Genomic DNA, 20,024 nt, shown 5'->3' on the forward strand with positions numbered 1-20,024 from the left:
GGCCGGCGCTGCTACCAGCGGACGGCCAAACGCGCGCCAATGGCTCCAAGCAGCGTCAGGCCAAGGACCGCGATCGTGTACCAGGTCGCAACGAAGAGCGGCGAGTCATCGGGGCAGTGGGCCGCATAGAATGTCGCAGCGATGCCTCCGGCGGCAAGCCCCGCCAGCGCACCGGAAAACGCCGGCCGCGATGGTGCGCCGTGGCGCAGCGCCAGCAGGAAGAGCGCAAGGGGCGCCAAGCCGATCAGAGGAATGAAGGTCAGGCAAAGCAGGCTGTTGGTGCCGATCAGTTTTGCAGCCCAAGTATCAGACGGCAGGGCGATCAGCTCCAGCGCGACACCAACGAGCACCAGAACCGGCGCAATGCAGAGATAGGGCAGCAGCTTGCGCAACTCGGCTTCGGGCCAGGCGGCGACCCGCATCGCGGCAAAGGCCGCCGCCGCCAACGCAATGGTGACCACGAACTTGAACAGGAAGCGCAGCGTCTCGACAGCGGCGGCGATATCCGGCCGCGGCCCGAGCATCATGAAGAAGACGAGCCCGGCGAGCACGAGCGCCCCGCTTGCGGCGCCCAGCCACACGGTGTTCATGGACAATCCGGGCCGCCGGGTATCCGCTGCAAGAGCCTTGATGAGATCGTTCGTGTCCATGTCAGCTTCGTCCAAATCGGCGGGCGATTGCCGCAAGGCCGCGGTGAAGCGCCACGCGAACCGCCGTTTCGTTCATATCCAGTCTCTGCGCCGTTTCGGCGACCGTGCAGCCTTCGATCGAGATCGCGTTGACGACCGACCGTTGCCCGGGTGCGAGGCCCTCCAGCGCCCGGCCGATCTCCCAATCGCGAGCCTTTTCGGTTTCGACGCTCGCAAGAGTTTCTTCATATTCCTCGATGCCCACCGTCGGGCGGCGGGCCTGCCGCCGGACGGCATCGACGAATTTGTGCCTGGCGATCGCATGGAGCCAAGGGATAACAGGCGCATCGTCTCGCCAGGTATGACGCTTGACGTGCACCGCCAGCAGCGCCTCCTGGACGATATCCTCCGCATCGACGCCGCCGCCCACGGTCCACCGCCGCGCCCAACCGCGGATCACAGGCGCTGCATCGCGCAGGAAGTCGCCATAGGCCTTCTCGTCACCGGCCACGGCCTGGCGAAGCAGTCTTGCGAGATGTTCGTCGTCCGCGCCGCTCACCCGCGCCTTTCCTCCCCATTCGCTGATTCCAGGCGTTTGTTACACACTCATCCCAAATTCGCATGGGCAGCGCTGTCAAGCCGGCTGACATCATCGTGACCGCTCGCGAACGCATCACGAAAGCGTGTTGCCAACGTTATGTAACGTCCCCTGTCTCCGCGACGAAAGACCTGATGTGCGCCTGAGACAGGACGCACGGGATGAGTTCAACACGGAGATAGAATGATGTCCATGAAGTCCACGATCAGCAGCGCAATGCTCGCAAGCGCGGTTGCCGCCGCCCTGTCGACGCTCGCGACCGCGGCACCGCTCACCGAAGCACAGGTCAAGAGCGCGATGGATGCGGGCAAGGAAAAGTGCTTCGGCGTCGCCCTCAAGGGTCACAACGATTGCGCCGCCGGACCGGGCACGACCTGCCAGGCCACGTCCACGGTCGACTATCAGGGCAACGCCTGGAAGTTCGTCGATGGCGGTACCTGCACAACCATGGAATTGCCTGACGGCCGCAAGGGTTCGCCGCAGCCGCTCGCCCGCGACATGCCGTCCTGATCCATCACAGAGCTGAACGGGAGCGGGCAACCGCTTCCCGTTCCGCACGGACGTTCACCAAACGGTGGTGAGCCAAGGCATGCAATCGCCCGCCACCGAACCCCACACGGGCATGGAACAGGATTGGCGATGAGCACTTCAACAGGATACGGCGGCCGGTTTGCCTTGGTGAGCCAGCGTCTGCCGAAACATGGAATCGTCGGGCTGGCGGGAACCAGCTTCAAGCACCAGCACCTGCCGGCGATCCTTGCCGACGATGCGCCGGGCGGTTTCTTCGAGGTTCACGCGGAAAACTACATGGGTGCCGGGGGCGCGCCGCATGCAGCACTTGCCCGGATCCGCGAGGACTTTCCAGTCTCGCTGCACGGCGTCTGCATGTCGATCGGCGGGCCGCAACCGCTGGACCAGACGCATCTCGCCCGGTTCAAGGACCTGATCGAACGCTACGAACCGGCCCTCGTCTCCGAGCATCTCGCTTGGTCGACCCACGAAACCACCTTCTACAACGACCTCTTGCCGCTGCCCTACACCGAGGCGACCGCCGCTCGCGTCGCCGATCATATCGACGAGGTCCAGGAGACGATCGGCCGCCGGCTGCTGCTCGAAAATCCCTCAACCTATGTCACCTTCCGGGAATCGACGATGAACGAGACGGCGTTCATTCGCGAACTGGTAAGACGCACCGGTTGCGGGCTGCTGCTCGACGTCAACAACGTCTTCGTCTCGGCCACCAACCAGGGTTACTCCGCGCTCGACTATCTCGGGGACTTTCCGCTGAAGCATGTCGGTGAGATCCATCTCGCCGGGCATGCGGAACAGCAGGACGACGAGGGCGAGTTGTTGCTGATCGACAGCCATAACGGGCCGGTCGCCGATGCCGTCTGGAAACTCTATGAGCTGGTCATCGCCCGGACCGGCCCCATCCCGACGCTGATCGAATGGGACAGCGCCATTCCCGACTGGCCGGTGCTGAAGCGCGAGGCCACGGCCGCACAACGGATCCTCGACCGCCATGCGCAGGTGACGTCACGGGAGAAGTTCCGTGCAAGCGCCTAGCAGAATACCCACCGCGCCCGTTGGCGCCGCCGGCAGTTATGTCGCCCGCTTCGTGCCGCCGCTTCTTGATCCGGAACAGCAGACGCCGGCGCTGGTCTCCGGCCCGAACGGCAAGGCGGCGGTCAAGCGCTTCAACGTCTACCGCAACAACGTCACCGTCAGCCTGATCGAGGCGCTGGCGGCGACCTTTCCGGCGACTGAGCGTATCACCGGCGAAACCTTCTTTCGCGCCATGGCGCGTTTTCATGTGCGAGAAACGCCACCGACCTCGCCGCTGCTCTTCGAGTACGGCCGGGACTTTCCCGATTTCATTGCCCGCTATGAGTACGGGCAATCGATGCCCTGGCTTGCCGATGTGGCGCGGATCGAACGCGCCTGGCTCGATGCCTATCACGCCGCCGATAGGCCGGCGCTGACGCCCGATGCTCTCGCCGCCGTTCCGCCGAACCGGCTCGGCGACGCCGTCTTCGAGGCGCACCCGGCGACCCGGATCGTCCGTTCCGACTATCCGGCCGTGACCATCTTTGCCGTCAACCGGGCGAGCGGACCGGTCGACCGCATCGAGACCTTGGCGCCGGAAAGCGCGCTGATCACCCGCCCGGAACTGGAGGTGGCTGTCCGCAACCTCACACCCGGAGCCGACATTCTGCTCGTCCGGTTGCTGTCTGGCGTTCCCCTGGCCACGGCGGCAACGGAAGCAGCAAGCCAGTATCCCTCGCTCGACCTTGCCGCCGTCATCGCAACGGCGCTCGAGGCCGGCGCCTTTTCGGCCATTCATTACGGAGGATGAAACCATGATGTCCGCATCCAGCTCCCGAAACAGCGTCAATGCCACCGACCTGTCGCACTGGGCCCGCCGTGCGAACCGGGCGGTCGGCGCGCTCGCTCCTCTCTGGCTCGCGCAACTCGTCCTGCGCTTTGGCCTGGCGGTGCCGTTCTTCCGGTCCGGCATGAGCAAGTGGGACGGCTTCCTACAGTTGAACGACGTCGCCGTGCTGCTCTTCAGGTCGGAGTTCCAGCTGCATCTTCCCGGCGGGCCCTACCCCTATCCGGCGCCAGCCGCCATGGCCTTTACCGCGGGTTCGGCCGAGATCCTTCTGCCGATCCTGCTGGTGTTCGGTCTGGCAACCCGCTTTGCCGCACTCGGCCTGCTGGTGATGACCGCAGTGGTACAGCTGACCGTGCCGGATGGCTGGCCCATCCACATCACCTGGGCGGCGATGGCACTCGGCCTCATGGCCTCCGGTCCCGGCAAGCTGTCACTTGACCACCTGCTCTGCGCCTGGCGCGGAGACCCCTACAAAAGCTGAGCCCATTCCGGCGCCCGCATCACCTGCGTGCGCCAAACCTGATCCCCACGGCAGCATCGACGGCGGCGTGCGAATATCATCGCACGCCACCGTCGCGGTTTTCAAGATTCGCAGACATTAAGTCCAATATAGACATTTTAGTCTACACGTGATTTAAGGGCGGTTCCTGAAGAAAGGGAAGGCCGTGAACCCCGAACTCCGCCCGCATATCCTAGTCTGCGACGCGATTGCCTTGCTGTTCCAGCCCTATGCCGAAGTCGTGCTGCACGATCTCGCAACCGAAACCGTCATCCATATCGCAGGGAATTTCTCCAAGCGGGAAATCGGCGAACCCTCGCTGCTCAGCGAGATCGGTTTCAAGGAAGCGGACGGGATCATCGGCCCCTACGAGAAGGTCAATTGGGACGGCCGCTCGATCAAGTCGATCAGCGCCGTGCTGCGCGATATGACCAACAAGGCGATCGGTGTGCTCTGCATCAACGCCGATGTCTCAGACTTCCACGCGGCGCTCCGCACGCTCAACGCGCTTGTCCGCGTGCCGGTCACCGACAAGCCGGAGAGCCTGTTCAAGGAGGACTGGCACGAGCGCGTCAACGAGTATGTCCAGCAATGGACGGCGTCCCGCAGGCTGACGATCTCGGCCATGAGCCGGACCGACAAGCAGGCGCTGGTGATCGCCCTTTCCTCCGATGGTGCCTTCGGCGGCAAGAACGCCGCCTCCTACATCTCCCGCATCCTCGGCATGGGCCGGGCGACCGTCTACAAATATCTGAGCGGGGGCAGCGCACCATGATCGTCATCGACCGCGAAAAACTCGCGAGCCTGCCCTTGCTGACACTCGCGGCCCCGGCGATCAGCGACGCCTATATTGCCGTGACCGATGGCCGCGCCAACCTGCCGCCGGTCAGCTACCTGCCGCTCAACGGCCGCAATGCCGATTGCCATATCAAGTACGGCTACATCGAAGGCGATCCGATCTTCGTCGTGAAGATCGCGTCCGGTTTCTATGACAACCCGACCAGGGGGCTGCCATCCAGCAACGGCATGATGGTTGCAATCTCCGCCGAGACCGGAGACGTGGTCGCGGTGCTCGACGACAAGGGCTTGCTGACCGATCTGCGCACCGGCATCGGCGGTGCCATCGCGACCATGGCCTTGTGGCGCAGCGACACCCGCTCGGTCGGGATCGTCGGCACCGGCACGCAGGCGCGTATCCAGATCCGCGCGCTCGCCGCGCTCTCGGATCGAAAACTTCATTTCACCGTCTGGGGACGGTCACCGGAAAAGATAGCCGCAGTACGAGCCGATCTTGCGGACCTTGATCTTTCCATCGAGGCGACAACCGACTTGGAAGCGCTGTGCCGCCAATCCGATGCGATCGTGACGACGACACCCTCGAAAGAGCCGCTGATCCGGTCGGACTGGATAGCTCCCGGCACGCACATCACCGCCATGGGTGCGGATGCGCCGGGCAAGCAGGAGCTCGACATCGCGCTCGTTGCCCGCGCCGATCGGCTTTTCGTCGATCTCTCCGAGCAATGCCTAGATCACGGCGAATTCTCCGCCGCTGCGCGGGCAGGATCGATCGGCGAAGGCCACTGCGTGGCGCTCGGTGCAGTGCTTTCCGGTGCAACACAAGGCCGAGGCTCGGACCAGGACATCACCATCGCCGACCTGACGGGGATCGCGACGCAGGACATCGCCATCGCCCGAACCGTCCTCGATGAACTCGGCCTGCTCGGGCGTATGGAAGGAACAACACCGTGAACACCAATATCTTCGAAACAGCAGCTCGCTCCGTCCAGGCGCGCCAGCGCATTCGTCCGTTCATCTATGAGACGCCGCTGATCCCCTCGCGCGCAGTCGGACGGCAAACATCCTCGACTGTGCTGTTCAAGGCGGAGAACCTGCAGCTGACCGGCTCCTTCAAGATCCGAGGTGCCATCAGCAAGATGACGTCGCTGCCGCGGGATCAGCGGGTGATTACCGCCTCCTCCGGCAACCACGGCATCGGTGCTGCCCATGCGGCAAGCGCGATCGGTCAGAAGCTGACCGTCGTCTTGCCCGAGATCGTCAAGGCGGCGAAGCTCGAACGCATCCGCTCCTATGGCATCGATGTCATTCTCCACGGCGGCGAAACAGGGCTCGCCGAACAGGAAGCCCAGCGGCTGGCCGCATCGGACAAGCGTGTCTACGTCTCGCCTTACAACGATCGTGAGATCATCGCCGGACAGGGAACCATTGCGCTCGAACTGCTGGAACAGGCCGAACGCATCGACAATGTCTTCGTCGCCATGGGCGGCGGCGGGCTGATCAGCGGCATCGGCTCGGTGCTGAAGAGTTTCAGCCCGCACACCCGCGTCATCGGCGTTTCCGCCGCGAACTCGGCGGCGCTCGCCGTGTCGATGAGAGCCGGCCGCGTCGTCGAAACCGATCATCTCGACACGCTCGCCGAAGCGGTCGCCGGTGGTCTCGATGAAGACAGCGTGACGCTTGGGCTATCGATGGCCGTCATCGATGAGGTCGTGACCTGCACGGAAGCGGAGATCGAAGCGTCGATGCGCGACCTGCTTCTGGACGAGCATATGCTGGTCGAAGGGGCTGCAGCCCTCGCGCTCGCCGGCTTCCGCCAGGTCGCCGAAAAATACGCCGGCCAGACCAATGTCGTGCTGCTCTGCGGCGGCAATGTCGATGGCGCGAGCATGCTGCCTACATTGCTTCGCTAGGCGACGACCAGCGTCAAAGGCTGACCCGCTCGACGTAATAGCGCGGGATCTTCACCCGATCCCGATCGCGATAGAAGTCGATGCAGAAATCGACGAAGGCCTTGAAGCGTTTCGACACGTGCCGGCGGCGCGAATAGATGAGGTTGATCGCCGTCTGCGGCGAGCGCCAGTCGCGAAGCACCGGTTCCAGCAGGCCGGCCTGCCGCTCGGTCTCGACGAAGAAGTCAGGCAGGTAGGCGATGCCCTCGCCTGCCACCGCGAAATACTTGATCGTCCAGTAGTCGTTGGTGGTGCAGGTGGCTGCTGGTAGCAGGTCCACCTCGTCCTCGCCAGGCCTCGTCAGGTACCAGGATTGCAGCCGCGTCGGCTGGCGGAAGACGAGGCCGCGATGACCGGCAAGTTCGTCCGGGTTTTCCGGCTGTCCGTGGCGGGCGATGTATTGCGGACTGGCGAAGAGACCATAGGACGAGACCGAAAGCCGCCGGCTGATGTAATCCACATCCGACGGCTCGCCCCAGTGGAAGATACCGTCGAGCGCCTGTTCGGTGACATCGGAAAACGGCCGACGCGAGGAGAGAAAGACGACGTCGAGATTGACCTGGGGATACTGCTGGCGAAAGGCGTAGAGCAGTTCCGACGTGATCGTCGTGCCGAATTCGCCTGTCGAGCCGACCCTCAGCGTGCCTGCCACCTCCTGGCGCATCTCCGCCATCGCGGTTGCCGCATCGTCACAATTCGACTGGATGAGCCGTGCATAGCGCAGGAATTCGGCGCCCGCATCGGTCACATGCAGCTGGTGCCCCTCGCGCACGAAGAGCTCGATGCCGAACTCGTCCTCCAACTGACGGATCTTGTGGCTGAGCGTCGACTTAGGCAGCCGATGCCGCCTGGAAGCCGCTGAAATCGAACGGGAATCCGCAACCTTTACGAAGCAGTCGATAAGCGAGAGATCCATATTTCGTCCAAAATCTTGGATGATATGTCCAGAAATTAGCCTATTTCGGCCCATTGTGCAAACGGATGGGAATTGGGAATATTCACTGGAGCTAAGGGAGAAGAGGTTCCAGTGAGCGATATCAGAGAATTCATTCGCGCCGCATCAGGCACCGGCGGCAAGGCAACGCTGGCGATCCGGGGCGGTCGCCTCGTCAATGTCGTCTCGGAGGAAATCTATCAGGCCGACGTCGCCATTTATGGCGAACGCATCATCGCCGTCGGCGACATCTCCGACTATATCGGCCCTGAGACCAAGATCGTCGACGCCACGGGCAAATATCTCGCGCCGGGCATGATCGACGGGCATCTGCATGTCGAATGCTCGAAGATGTCGCTGACGAGCTTTGCCAAGGCCGTCGTTCCGCTCGGCACGACCTCGATCGTCACCGGCCTCGACCAGATCATCGTCGTCGGCGGGCCGGCTGCGGCACGCGAGTTCCTCGATGAAGCCAAGCAGACGCCGCTGAAAGTCTTCTGGGGCGCGCCCTGCAAGACGCCCTACACCATGCCGCGCTCGACCGTCGGCCACTACTTCAGCCCAGCCGACCACCAGGCGACACACCACTGGCCGGAATGCGTCGGCATCTGGGAGACGGTGCGCGAGTTCATCCAGGAAGAAGACGCCGACGTGCTGGCGGCGCTTGAACTCGCCGAGAAGAGCCGACTGCCGGTGCTTGGCTGCTGCCCGATGACGCGCGGCGCACGGCTTAACGGCTACCAGCAATCCGGCGTTCGCGCCGATCACGAAAGCTACACGCCGGAAGAGATGCTCGAAAAGCTGCGGGCCGGCATGCATGTCGTTGTGCGTGAATCCTCGATCTCCCATTTCCTCGCCGACAACCTGCGCATCGTCACGGAAATGGGCGTGAAGGCGCTGCGGCGCATCAGCTTCTGCACCGACGACGTGGTGGCAAGCGACATCCTCAAGCGCGGCCATCTCGACAACATGGTGCGCATGGCGATCGCCATAGGCATTTCGCCGATGGCAGCAATCCAGATGGCAACGATCAATGGGGCCGATGCGCTCAGGATCGACGACAAGGTGGGTTCGATCTCGCCCGGCCGCGCCGCCGACATCCTGCTCGTCAACGACCTGCGCGATTTCAACATCGAGACGGTCGTCGCCAAGGGCGAAGTGGTCGCCCGTGACGGCAAGATGGCGATCGAGCTGACGCCGCCGGTGCGCAGCGTTGCCCTGCTCAACTCCGTCAAGGTCGCACAGCTTCAGCCCGGCGACCTCAAGGTCGCCTATGACGGCGCCGGCGACACGGCCGAGGCGTTGGCGATCGCCGTCACGCCGGAAAAGATCTTCGTGCGCACCCGTCGCGACGTGACCCTTGCCGTCAAGGACGGCCAGGTCTTCGCCGACCCCCAGAAGGACGTCCAGTATGTCACCGTGGTCGAACGTTACGGCAAGACCCGCAACCGCCCGGTCGCCTTCACCTCCGGCTTCGGCTTGCGCGAAGGCGCGATTGCCAGCTCGACCGCGCCCGATGACAACAACATCATCTGCATCGGCGCCGACCTCGAAGACATGCGCGTCGCCATCAACCACCTGATCGCCAACAATGGCGGCCAGGTCGTGGTCAGGAACGGCAAGGTCGAGGCCTTCCTGCACCTACCGATCGGCGGCATCGTCTCCGACATCGAACCGGCCGAGATGGCGGCGCTGGAAGACCAACTCGACGATGCGGCCCGAGCCCTCGGGTGCCCGCTGCCCTGGCCTTTCATGTACATGTTCGTGCTGCAGATCACGGCAATTCCGGAATACGCGATCACCGACCTTGGCGTCGTCGATTGCGTGGGCTTGAAGGTGATCTCGCCGTTTTCGCCCGCAAGCGGAGACGAGCGCGCGGAAGCTGCGGAATAATGCTCAAGGAGGGGGCCGGTCATGCCGGCCCCCTCCGTCGTTTCAAAAAAGGGGAACAAAATGAACATTCAGAACAAGTCCGTGGAGGCGGCACCTAGCCCGGGGGGATCCTGGCTTCACGCGCTTCTCCACCGCTACTTCCAGATCTCACGCTTCGGCTCCACCGTCCGTACCGAAATCCTTGCAGGGCTTACGACGTTTCTCGCAGCCTCCTACGTGATCGTCGTCAATCCATCGATCCTTGCGCATGCCGGCATTCCGTTTTCGGCAGGGGTGACGGCGACGGTGCTCGTCAGCTTCATCGGCAGCTGCGCCATGGGGCTTTATGCGCGCAGCCCCATTCTGGTGGCGCCCGGCATGGGCATCAATGCGCTCTTTGCCTACACCATGGTGGTCGGCGCCAAGGTGCCGCTCGAAGTCGCACTCGGCTGCGTCTTCTGGGCCGGCGTGCTCTTTACCGTCATGGCGTTCTTCAATCTGCGCCAGACGATCATCGAGGCGATCCCGGTCGATCTGCGCTATGGCATCGCCTGCGGCATCGGCCTCTTCATCGCGCTGATCGGCCTGGAAAACGCCAAGTTCATCGTCGCCAATCCCGATACGATCGTCGGCCTGACGCAGTTCAACCCGGTGACGCTCACCTTCATCGCCGGCTTTGTGTTGACGGTCGCGCTGGTGGTGCGGCGGGTTCCTGGCGCGATGATGGCCGGCATGATCCTGACCACGATCCTCGCGATCCCGATCGGCCGCTGGTGGGGCGACGGCAGCGCGTTTTGGCCGGAGGCGCCTGATGTGCACACGCTGGTCAATTGGAGCGGTTTCTCCGCCGCACCGGATTTCAGCTTCGTTGGCCAGATCGATCTCCTGGGCGCGCTGAACCTGATCTACCTGCCCTTCATCTTCGTCTTCCTGTTCACCAATTTCATCGAGGCGCTGTCCACCTTCCTCGGCCTTGCCGAAGCCGCCGACCTCAAGGACGAGACCGGCATGCCGCGAAACATCCGCGAATCGATGCATGTCGATGCGATCGCAGCACTGATCTCGGCGCCGCTCGGCACCAGCCCGGCCACGGTCTATCTCGAATCCGGCGCCGGCATCCAGCAAGGCGGCCGGACCGGCCTCGTCGCGCTGGTTGCGGGCTTGCTCTTCCTGCCCTTCCTCTTCCTGTCGCCGCTCTTGTCGCTGGTGCCTGCGGTTGCGACAGCACCTGTCCTGATCCTGACCGGGCTCTTCATGTCCGAGCCGATCAGCAACATCCGCTGGAACGCGCTCGATGAGGCGATCCCGGCGTTCCTCGCGATCGTGTTGATCCCGCTCACCTTCTCGATCACGCTCGGCCTGTCGCTTGCGATCATCGCCTATGTGCTGATCAAGCTGGTCTGCGGCCGGGCCGGCGATGTAAGACCGGTCATGTGGTTCGTCGCGCTGCTTGCCGCAGCGCTCGTCGCCCAGACCCAGTAACTCAGCAAATCCTTCGGCGCCCCCATTGATGGAAGGGCGCCGACATCGCCCATTCGAAGGAAACTGTCATGCTTCAATCCTGGTCGAGAACCGCACCCGAACTGGTCGACGTTGCCATGGGCCGCAAGCCGGCCGATCTCGTGATCCGCAATGGAAAATGGGTCAACGTCTATTCCGGCGAGATCATTCCCGGCACCGATATCGCCGTCAAAGCTGGCCGCTTCGCCTATGTCGGCCCGGACGCCGGCCACACGATCGGCGCCGACACCAAGGTCGTCGATGCGAACGGCCGCTACCTGGTGCCCGGCCTTTGCGACGCCCACATGCATGTCGAAAGCGGTCTCGTCACCGTCACCGAATTTGCCCGCGCGGTGATCCCGCACGGAACGACCACCATGTTCATCGACCCGCACGAGATTGCCAACGTGCTCGGCCTCGATGGCGTCCGGCTGATGAACGAGGAAGCGCAGAGCCTGCCGGTCAACGTGCTCGTCCAGGTGCCGAGCTGCGTGCCGAGCGCGCCGGGCCTTGAGACCGCCGGCGCCGAGCTTTCCGCTCAAGATGTCGCCGAGGCGCTCGCCTGGCCGAACGTCATCGGCCTTGGCGAAATGATGAACTTCCCCGGTGTCGCCGGCAACGATCCGAAGATGATGGCCGAGATCGCCGCGACCCAGGATGCGCGGCTGACCGTCGGTGGGCACTATGCCTCGCCGCATCTCGGCCGCGAATTCCACGCTTATGCCGCCGGCGGCCCGGCCGACGACCACGAAGGCACGACGGTGGACGACGCGATCGCCCGCGTTCGCCAGGGCATGCGCGCCATGCTGCGCCTCGGCTCGGCCTGGTACGACGTTGCCGCACAGATCAAGGCCGTCACCGAATCCGGCCTCGATCCGCGCAATTTCCTGCTCTGCACCGACGACAGCCATTCCGGCACGCTAGTTCATGACGGACACATGAACCGCGTGGTGCGCCACGCGATCGCACAGGGGCTGAAGCCGATCACCGCCATCCAGATGGCAACGCTCAACACCGCCCAGCATTTCGGCCTGGAGCGCGAGCTCGGATCGATCGCGCCGGGCCGGCGGGCGGACCTGATCGTCACCTCCGACCTTGCCGGCCTGCCGATCGAGATGGTGTTTGCCCGCGGCGAACTCATGGCCGAAGGCGGGACGCTGGTGCGCGACATCCCGGCCTATGTCTATCCGGAAAGCGCCCGCAACACCGTCCATCTCGGCCGGATGCTGGCCGCCGCGGATTTCGACATCCCGTCCAATGCACGCGCTACAAGGGCGCGGGTGAACGTGATCGGCGTCGTCGAAAACCAGGCGCCGACGCGCGCGCTCGAGGCCGAGGTCGCAATCGAAAACGGCTTCGTGCAGATGGATAGGGCCAACGATATCTGCCAGATCGCGCTCGTCGAACGCCACCGCGGCACCGGGGACGTCGTCAACGCCTTCGTCTCCGGCTTCGGCTACGGCAGCGATTGCGCGATCGCCAGCACGGTCGCGCATGACAGCCACCACATGATCGTCGTCGGCACGAACAAGGCGGACATGGCCAAGGCCGCCAACCGACTGCACGAGGTCGGCGGCGGCATCGTCGTCATCAAGGAAGGCCGCGAGCTGGCTCTGGTCGAACTTCCCGTTGCCGGCCTGATGTCGGATCAGCGGGCGGAGATCGTCGCCGAGAAGGCCGCGACCATCGTCGAGGCGATGCGCGCCTGCGGCTGCCACTTGAACAACGCCTACATGCAGCACTCGCTGCTGGCCCTCGTCGTCATTCCGGAACTCAGGATTTCGGACAAGGGCCTGATCGACGTCCGGACCTTCCAGAAGACCGACGTGATCTTGAGCACGCACTGACCCGCTCCAAGGAATCGGCCGGCTGATACAGGCGGCCGATCCCTGAGCGCGCGAGGCGCCGAACTGCCCTTCCGAACCGGGGATGGAGGAAGAACAGTCCCCCAATCCCCCGGTTTCTTCGTTTATGGTTAACCCGCGCCTGAGAGAGACGTTCCTTCCGTTTGCCCATCCAAATCAGCCGTTCGTCGACCCTAGGCAGGACACCCTTGTGCCGCAAAGCGTGCTCCAAGCGGCTGTCCTGCAATGGGATCGCGGCTGAAACAGCTTTCGGCTTCCCGTCGAAACGGCGCCAAATTGCATGCAATGATGGTAAATGATAAAAGAATGATCTTATATACAACCGTGCAGGGCAACGGCACCGCGCCGGAGCCCGCCATGTTCCGAAACGAGGTTTCCACAGGTAGTTTTCGGCGCGCGGCAAGGGCATTGACCCGGATACGTCACGCGGTAGCTTTGGAGAAGGACGAACCACGCCGAAGTGCCGCGCGTGCAGTGTCTGCGGGAGGCGGGACCGCTTGCTGTCCCCGGGCGAGTTCGCAACAGAAAGGAAAAGGCAAGTATGCAGGACACTGATGCAACCTTGTCTGCTTCAGCTTCAGTGCAAGATCCGGGCGCGGCCAACGCCGATGAAATCCTCTCGTTCTATGACGAGGCCTTCCATCTGACGAGCGCTTCGCCGGCGCTCCAGGAAACCTACGAAGTCGGCACGCTGGTCGATGCGACGTTGTGGCATCTCTATCCCGAACTGCTTGCTCCCGCCTCCAAGGCGGCAGTCGAGTCCGTGATCGCGCACGGTGTGCCCCGCAGCGTCGAAGTCATCGACGCAACCACCAAATCCCGGCGCACGCTTCTGGTCTTCCGCGCCTTGCGCGGCATTGGCGTGCTCGAAACGGGTGGCCGCTCGACGCGCCGCGAGGTCGGCAGCCATGGCGAAAGCGAAAGGGCGCTGCTTCTCCACCAGGCGACGCACGATGTGCTGACGGGCCTGCCCAATCGCCGGCAGTTCAGCGACGACCTGCAAAACATCCTGCCGACGCCGCGCGAAAAGCTGGCACTGATGCAGATCGACCTCGACGACTTCAAGCCGGTCAACGACACGCTCGGCCACGGCGCCGGCGACGCCGTGCTCAAGATGGCGGCGGAGCGCATCCGTGGCGCTCTTCGCGACGGCGAGGTCGCCTATCGCCTTGCGGGCGACGAGTTCGCCGTTATCCAACGCCACAGCGACCAGCCGACGGATGCCGAATATCTGGCGGAAGCCTTGATCCAGGCGTTCAATGAACCCTTTACGATCGACGGCATTGCGGTCTTCGTCGGCGCCAGCATCGGGATCGCCATCGCCCCCAACGATGGCAACGAGATCGAGCAGCTGATGAAGGCCGCGGACATCGCGCTCTATGCTGCAAAAAAGGACGGCCGCGGCCGGTCGAAGACCTTCAGCCGCTCGATGCTGATCGTGCTGGAACAGCGGGAGATGCTACGTCGCAGCCTGCGCACGGCGCTTCAGGACAGGCAGTTTTCCATCGAATACCAGCCACTCGTCGAACCGCCGTTCTCGATCGTCGGATTTGAGGCGCTGGTGCGCTGGCACCATCCGCTGGTGGGTGTCATCCCCCCCAATGTCTTCATTCCCATGGCGGAAGCCGACGGGCTGATGAACGAGATCGGCCAATGGGTGCTGGAAGAGGCGTGCCGGCAGGCCGCAACCTGGCCGTCGCACTTCACCGTCGCCGTCAATCTTTCGCCGGCCGAATTCCTGCGGGAGGGGCTGACGGACCGGATCGCCCAAGCGATCGACATGGCGGGCCTCAGGGCCGACCGGCTTGAATTGGAAGTCACCGAATCGGTCCTGCTCGAGCGCACGACCAACAACCTGGACACGCTGAATACCCTGAACGTGCTGGGTATCCAGATTTCGCTCGACGATTTCGGCACCTTCTACTCGTCGCTCAGCTACCTCAAGAACTTCCCTTTCGATACGATCAAGATCGACCGCTACTTCATCAAGGACCTCGAGAGCGACGAAAAAAGCCAGACGATCGTTCGGTCGATCATCGGGCTTGCGCATGGCCTCGGCATGCGCGTCACCGCCGAAGGCGTGGAAACGGTCGGGCAGGCGGTCTGGCTGCGGAAAGAGGGGTGCGACCGGCTGCAAGGTTACTTCCTGGGCATGCCGATGCCGGCGGGCGCCATTGGCGCCTATCTTCGCCGCTCGTCGGCTATGGCAACGCTCTAGGCGCATCCGTGCGTTGCGCGGCGGGACGCGCGGCGCAAAACCTGGGTTGTTCACGTGCAAAATCCGGGGGTTGCGTGGTTAGAAATCATTATAGAAAGTGCCGTATGGCCGTGGCAGAGTTCGGGCGGAGGACATTGCTGCATGGGTGCAAGTGTCAATAAGACCACGGGGACGGCTTTCGAGCCCTTGCTGCAGTTCGATATGGAGATGGAGATATTTCTGTCGGACTGGCAGCACTGCGATCATGTTTCGAGCTACCTCGCCCGCATGATCAGCCACAACAGAACCGATCCGGTGCGGCATTCGAACTTCTTCTCCTCCGCTTTGAACGAGCTTCTCGAAGTTTCGTTTCGCGGCGGCACGACCGACGGAAAGATCGGCCTGTCGATCTATCGCCAAGGCGTCACGGAACGGGTTCAGCTCAGTTTTCCATGCCCGCCTGGTCAGGCGCGCTTCTATCGCGAAGCCGTATCGAGAACCCGCGAGAGCGACGCCGAGGCCCGTTATCTCGATGCCATTTCCAACGATCTCGCCCCGAGCCGGGAATCGGTGCTGCTGGACCTGGCCGTCAACTATGACGCCCGCCTTCGGCTCGACGAAGACGCGGCTTCGGCAATCACCCTGGTGGTGGATTTGCCTCTTGAAGGAATGGTGAGTTGATCGCGGCGGGCCTTACTCAGCGCTTCAAAGTCGCCTTCGATCCGAACAGCCAGGTCTTCTCGCTCGCCGGAACGATCAGGCCGCGATCGATCGATGAGATCGCCGAGAGCATTCATGCGCTCAGGGAAGCGATCGATGCGGTGAAGGGCGTTCTCTATATCGACGTGAAGCGCCTCATCCAGATGAACAACACGGCCTTCCAGGCCTTTATCCGGGTCGCCCTCGATGCCTGTCGGGAACGGTCGGACCTGCGCCTGATCGTCGTCACCTCCAGCGTCGTCGGCTGGACGACGCGCATGTTCCGGCATTTGAGCACGATCGAGCCACAGATCTCCGTCGAGGTCTACGATTCGATGTTCTATCCCGGCCAGAGCTTCGTCGAGGACACCAGCTTCATTCCGATCCTGCGGACGCAAACGAAGATGACCTGGCGCCATGAGCGAGACATCCTGCCGCGGCACGGCATGCGGCCCGGCATCGCCATGGCCGATATCTGCTGCGGCATCGGTGACTTCGCCGTTCTGGTGCAGAAGGAATTTGAACCGGGGCGGATCGTGGCACTCGATCATTCGCGGGCAAGCCTCGCCTATGCGCGCAAGGTGGCCGCCGACTTCGGCGTCACCGGCATCGAATACACTTTCGGCGATGCGTCGGAGATGCTGATCGAGGATAACCAGTTCGACTTCGTGACCTGCCGCCACTCGCTGCAGATCTTCAATCAGCCGGAACTCCTGCTGAAGGAGCTTTACCGGATCTGCAAGCCCGGTGGACGCGTCTATATCACCAACGAAAAGAACTCGCACTGCCTCGGCGAGCCGCGGGCAAACAGCATCCAGTGGACCTACACGGAGGTCGCCAAACTGTTCAGCCATTTCGAGATGGATGTGGAACTCGGACCGAAGAGCCGGCGCTATCTGGCCGAAGCGGGTTTTGACGACATCCTCGTCGAGTCCTTCATGGTGACCAATCTTGACGGCGACCCGCAGGACTTCGCCGACATGATCGCCGCCTGGGAAAATGTCTATGCAGGCGAAATGGCGGTCAAGCGCGGTGACCCGCCCGAGTTCATCGAGCGCTTCCGCCAGGGCTTCCGGGACCATATCTTTGCGGCGCTGCATCCCAAGGGCTATGCCGGCTGGCCGATCTGGGCCGCTTCCGGACGGAAGCCGCTATGAGCGCCGTCGACGAACAACGCCGCCGGTTCGGGCTCCGATCGTTTCGCGCCAAATTCGTCCTGGTGGTCGGCGGCGCCGTGCTCTTCGATCTCCTCGTCACCGGCGGCCTCGCGCTCTGGAACGTTCAGAGGCTTTCGCGCGATGCCGCGACAGAGGTAGGACAGGGCCTGGAAAAGGCCAACCAGGACTATATTCGGTCCTATGCGGAATCGACTGTCGCACGCGTCAACCTGCTTATCGGCCAAGTGCATACCGACGTCGGCACGCTGGCGGGTGTCCTGCAGGGGCAAATCGACCACCCGGCACGAGAAACCGAAGTTGGCGACGCCTTGGCGCGCGCAGCACCCGGCGCAATCTCGGTAGCGTACGACGCCAAGGGCGGCTGGGCACAGAACCTGCCCGGAGCCCCATCGGTCGTCAGCGTCTGGGGATATCTTCTCGGGCCCGACCATCGCCCGCTGCCGGAAGTCCAGGCCGACATCGAAAACAGCGCCGTGCTCGACCTCGTCGCACCGAGCCTGCTCGCAAGCGGCAGCTCCAAGCTGCAGATGTACTACATCGGTCCGCGCGAACGACCGATCTTCAGAACCGCGCCCTATACGGAGCAGGCGCAGACCTTCGATCGCCTCTATCCCGGCCACAACCAGGCGGAATTCTGGACATTCTTCTTTCCGGGTATCTACGAATCCTGGCAACAGTGGGCAGAGAACCCCGGCCTGCGGCCGGTACCGAACGACACCACCCAGACCGCCCCCTATACCGACGCGATCACCGGCAAGCTGATCGTCAGCTTCTTCCAGCCACTCTGGTCGCAGGATCGCAAGAGCGTTGCCGGTGCTGCCGGCGCCGATATCACACTCGATCAACTCGCCGAAGTGGTCGAGAACGTCAAGGTCGCCGACAGCGGCTTCGGCTTCCTGGCGATGTCTGATGGCAATGTGCTTGCCATCAATCCGGTTGGCGAAAAGGTCATCGGCCTGCAACGATCGAGCGATACCGGCGGGCAAGGCGTCACCGGACTCGAGCGTTCGCTGCGTCGCAGCGTACAGCCAGCGATCGCAGACCTGCCGCTCGGCGTCGACGGCGCCATTCAGCGCGTGCTGCTCGACGAGGCCGGCGAGAAAGTGCCTTATCTCATTCTCCTGAAGCAGCTCGAGCCCGAGAATTTCTGGCTGTCCGGCCCCGTCCGCCGCGAGACCATGTCGCTCGGCATCGTGGTGCCCGAACGGGAAATCTACGCCTCGCTGTTTGCGGCGCAAGCGGGGATCTCCGAGGCGGCGAACCGGATCCTGATCTATCAGATCCTGGCCCTGCTCGCCTCGCTGCTGTTCGTCACCGCCGCGGTGTTCGGCATATCCAAGCGCGTGACCCGCGGCATCAGCGCCCTCGCCGGCGCGGCGACGCGCATCGAGGCGAAGGACTATTCCGTCCGCGTCCCAATTTCGACGCGCGACGAGGTCGGCGAAGCGGGCATTGCCTTCAACCGAATGGCGGAAGAGATCAGCTACCACACCGAGAACCTCGAAAACCTGGTAACCGAGCGCACGAGCCAGCTTGAGGACGCAAATCACCAGATTTCAGCACTGAACACGCAGTTGCGCAGTGAGAACCTGCGCCTTGGCGCCGAGCTTGCCGTCGCCAAGCAGATCCAGATGATGGTGCTGCCCAAGGCCAGCGAACTCGCGGAAATTGCCGACCTCGAAATCGCCGCCTATATGCGGCCTGCCGACGAGGTGGGCGGCGACTATTACGACGTGCTGCGCGACGGCGAACGGCTGAAGATCGGCATTGGCGACGTGACCGGCCACGGGCTTGAAAGCGGCGTGCTGATGCTGATGGTGCAGTCCGTCGCCCGGGCCTTGCAGGAGGCCGGCGACATGGACCCGCAAGAGTTCCTCAATCGCCTCAACCGCGCCATCTACAAGAACATCGTGCGAACCAACACCGACAAGCACCTGTCGCTGGCCTTCCTCGATTACGATGATGGCCGCATGACTCTGTCCGGACAGCACGAGGAACTGATCGTGGTGCGCGAGGGCGCCGAAATCGAACGGATCGACACGCTCGACCTCGGTCTGCCGATCGGCCTCGAACCGGACATTTCGGCTTTCGTCGCGACGCGCGAGATTTCCTTCAGCCGCGGCGACATGATCGTCCTGCACACCGACGGGGTGACTGAGGCGATGAACGCCAAGGGCGAGCTTTTCGGGATCGAACGGCTGTGCGAAAGCGCCCGGCAATTTTACGGCCACAGCGCCGAGGACGCCAAGGTGGGTATTCTCGAAGACCTGATGGCGCATATCGGCGAGCAGAAGATATATGACGACATCACGCTCGTCGTCATGAGACACAGGTGATCAGATGACCACGCTCTACGGACTGGCGGACCTGACGATTGGTGCCCACCAGAGAATGACGCGGCTACGCCTCTACGACGGGCCGCTCGATCTCAGCTGGAAGCATTGCGCCATGGCTTCGGATTTCGTCGCTGAACTCGCCGCGCTGCGATACCGCGCCTCACGCAGCACCTACAGGGAGGTACGGCACAATATCGGGTATCTCACCAACGAGTTGGTCGAGAACGCGGTGAAGTTCCGGGCGTCCGGCGAAATCGTCCTCGAAGCCGCTCTCGAAGCGAACAGCTTCCGCACGAAAGTGTCCAACGTGATCGACAACGAAGCGGCGGTGCGCTTCCAGCATCTGCTTTCCGAAATCGCTACCGGCGACCCCGGAGACCTTCTCATCGAGCGCATCGAGGCCAATGCATCCGGGCTTGGGAAAAGTGGCTCGGGGCTTGGTCTTTTGACACTGATGAGCGATTATGGTGTTCGTTTCGCTTGGGTTTTTGGTGCCCTCGGAGAAGATGGCGAAACCACGCTGGAGACCTATGCTTCCATTGCAGTCCCAGCCCTCTCGAACTGATGAGCCGATG

At 63.1% G+C, this 20,024-nt stretch carries 18 protein-coding genes; 15 read left to right on the forward strand and 3 right to left on the reverse strand.

Going from position 1 to position 20,024, the window contains the following annotated elements:
• Positions 1-11: 11 nt before the first annotated feature.
• Positions 12-650: an NrsF family protein gene (locus ACN9MO_RS25695; RefSeq protein ID WP_112994088.1), complete on the reverse strand. Its 639-nt coding sequence runs from the start codon at positions 648-650 to the stop codon at positions 12-14.
• A gap of 1 nt (position 651) precedes the next feature.
• Positions 652-1,188 carry a sigma-70 family RNA polymerase sigma factor gene (locus ACN9MO_RS25700; RefSeq protein ID WP_112994087.1) on the reverse strand — a complete coding sequence of 179 codons (537 nt, stop codon included), beginning with the start codon at positions 1,186-1,188 and terminating at the stop codon, positions 652-654.
• Positions 1,189-1,413: 225 nt separating this feature from the next.
• Here ACN9MO_RS25700 and ACN9MO_RS25705 point away from each other — a divergent pair, with 225 nt between their 5' ends.
• The 7 genes from ACN9MO_RS25705 to ACN9MO_RS25735 all read left to right on the forward strand — a co-directional run bounded on the left by ACN9MO_RS25705 (position 1,414) and on the right by ACN9MO_RS25735 (position 6,829).
• On the forward strand, positions 1,414-1,737 hold the full coding sequence (locus tag ACN9MO_RS25705) for a BufA1 family periplasmic bufferin-type metallophore (protein ID WP_058323170.1): 324 nt from the start codon (positions 1,414-1,416) through the stop codon (positions 1,735-1,737).
• A gap of 129 nt (positions 1,738-1,866) precedes the next feature.
• A complete protein-coding gene (locus ACN9MO_RS25710; protein ID WP_112994086.1) occupies positions 1,867-2,793 on the forward strand; it encodes a DUF692 domain-containing protein in 927 nt (308 codons plus the stop codon).
• Positions 2,780-3,583 (forward strand): HvfC/BufC family peptide modification chaperone, encoded by an 804-nt coding sequence (locus ACN9MO_RS25715; RefSeq protein WP_375293106.1) that lies wholly within the window; start codon positions 2,780-2,782, stop codon positions 3,581-3,583. Before ACN9MO_RS25710 ends, ACN9MO_RS25715 begins: the two co-directional genes overlap by 14 nt.
• A gap of 7 nt (positions 3,584-3,590) precedes the next feature.
• Positions 3,591-4,103 (forward strand): DoxX family protein, encoded by a 513-nt coding sequence (locus ACN9MO_RS25720; protein WP_112994115.1) that lies wholly within the window; start codon positions 3,591-3,593, stop codon positions 4,101-4,103.
• Positions 4,104-4,287: 184 nt separating this feature from the next.
• Positions 4,288-4,896, forward strand: a complete 609-nt coding sequence (locus ACN9MO_RS25725) for a helix-turn-helix transcriptional regulator (RefSeq protein ID WP_112994085.1) — start codon at positions 4,288-4,290, stop codon at positions 4,894-4,896.
• A complete protein-coding gene (locus ACN9MO_RS25730; protein WP_112994084.1) occupies positions 4,893-5,870 on the forward strand; it encodes an ornithine cyclodeaminase family protein in 978 nt (325 codons plus the stop codon). The genes ACN9MO_RS25725 and ACN9MO_RS25730 overlap by 4 nt, the downstream gene beginning before the upstream one ends.
• Entirely contained in the window at positions 5,867-6,829 is a 963-nt protein-coding gene (locus tag ACN9MO_RS25735) for a pyridoxal-phosphate dependent enzyme (protein ID WP_113132978.1), read from the forward strand. The genes ACN9MO_RS25730 and ACN9MO_RS25735 overlap by 4 nt, the downstream gene beginning before the upstream one ends.
• Before the next feature lie 13 nt (positions 6,830-6,842).
• On the opposite strand, the gene ACN9MO_RS25740 is transcribed toward ACN9MO_RS25735, so the two are convergent.
• Positions 6,843-7,784 carry a LysR family transcriptional regulator gene (locus ACN9MO_RS25740; protein WP_057255461.1) on the reverse strand — a complete coding sequence of 314 codons (942 nt, stop codon included), beginning with the start codon at positions 7,782-7,784 and terminating at the stop codon, positions 6,843-6,845.
• Between the two features lie 111 nt (positions 7,785-7,895).
• Here ACN9MO_RS25740 and ACN9MO_RS25745 point away from each other — a divergent pair, with 111 nt between their 5' ends.
• From ACN9MO_RS25745 to ACN9MO_RS25780, 8 genes are all read left to right on the forward strand, one after another.
• A complete protein-coding gene (locus ACN9MO_RS25745) occupies positions 7,896-9,695 on the forward strand; it encodes an adenine deaminase (RefSeq protein WP_112994082.1) in 1,800 nt (599 codons plus the stop codon).
• A gap of 60 nt (positions 9,696-9,755) precedes the next feature.
• On the forward strand, positions 9,756-11,156 hold the full coding sequence (locus ACN9MO_RS25750) for an NCS2 family permease (protein WP_112994081.1): 1,401 nt from the start codon (positions 9,756-9,758) through the stop codon (positions 11,154-11,156).
• 68 nt (positions 11,157-11,224) lie between these two features.
• Complete coding sequence (gene ade, locus ACN9MO_RS25755) at positions 11,225-13,021, forward strand: adenine deaminase (RefSeq protein WP_112994080.1); 1,797 nt, start codon at positions 11,225-11,227, stop codon at positions 13,019-13,021.
• 559 nt (positions 13,022-13,580) lie between these two features.
• A complete protein-coding gene (locus ACN9MO_RS25760; RefSeq protein WP_065376615.1) occupies positions 13,581-15,257 on the forward strand; it encodes a putative bifunctional diguanylate cyclase/phosphodiesterase in 1,677 nt (558 codons plus the stop codon).
• A gap of 141 nt (positions 15,258-15,398) precedes the next feature.
• On the forward strand, positions 15,399-15,917 hold the full coding sequence (locus tag ACN9MO_RS25765) for a hypothetical protein (RefSeq protein WP_058323161.1): 519 nt from the start codon (positions 15,399-15,401) through the stop codon (positions 15,915-15,917).
• Positions 15,914-17,092: a class I SAM-dependent methyltransferase gene (locus ACN9MO_RS25770; protein WP_065376614.1), complete on the forward strand. Its 1,179-nt coding sequence runs from the start codon at positions 15,914-15,916 to the stop codon at positions 17,090-17,092. The genes ACN9MO_RS25765 and ACN9MO_RS25770 overlap by 4 nt, the downstream gene beginning before the upstream one ends.
• Positions 17,089-19,449, forward strand: a complete 2,361-nt coding sequence (locus ACN9MO_RS25775) for a SpoIIE family protein phosphatase (protein WP_112994079.1) — start codon at positions 17,089-17,091, stop codon at positions 19,447-19,449. The genes ACN9MO_RS25770 and ACN9MO_RS25775 overlap by 4 nt, the downstream gene beginning before the upstream one ends.
• Positions 19,450-19,453: 4 nt before the next feature.
• Positions 19,454-20,014 carry a slr1658 superfamily regulator gene (locus ACN9MO_RS25780; protein WP_112994078.1) on the forward strand — a complete coding sequence of 187 codons (561 nt, stop codon included), beginning with the start codon at positions 19,454-19,456 and terminating at the stop codon, positions 20,012-20,014.
• Positions 20,015-20,024 lie beyond the last annotated feature (10 nt).

It is taken from the genome of Ensifer sp. R-19 (assembly GCF_049905105.1).
Lineage (GTDB): Bacteria > Pseudomonadota > Alphaproteobacteria > Rhizobiales > Rhizobiaceae > Ensifer.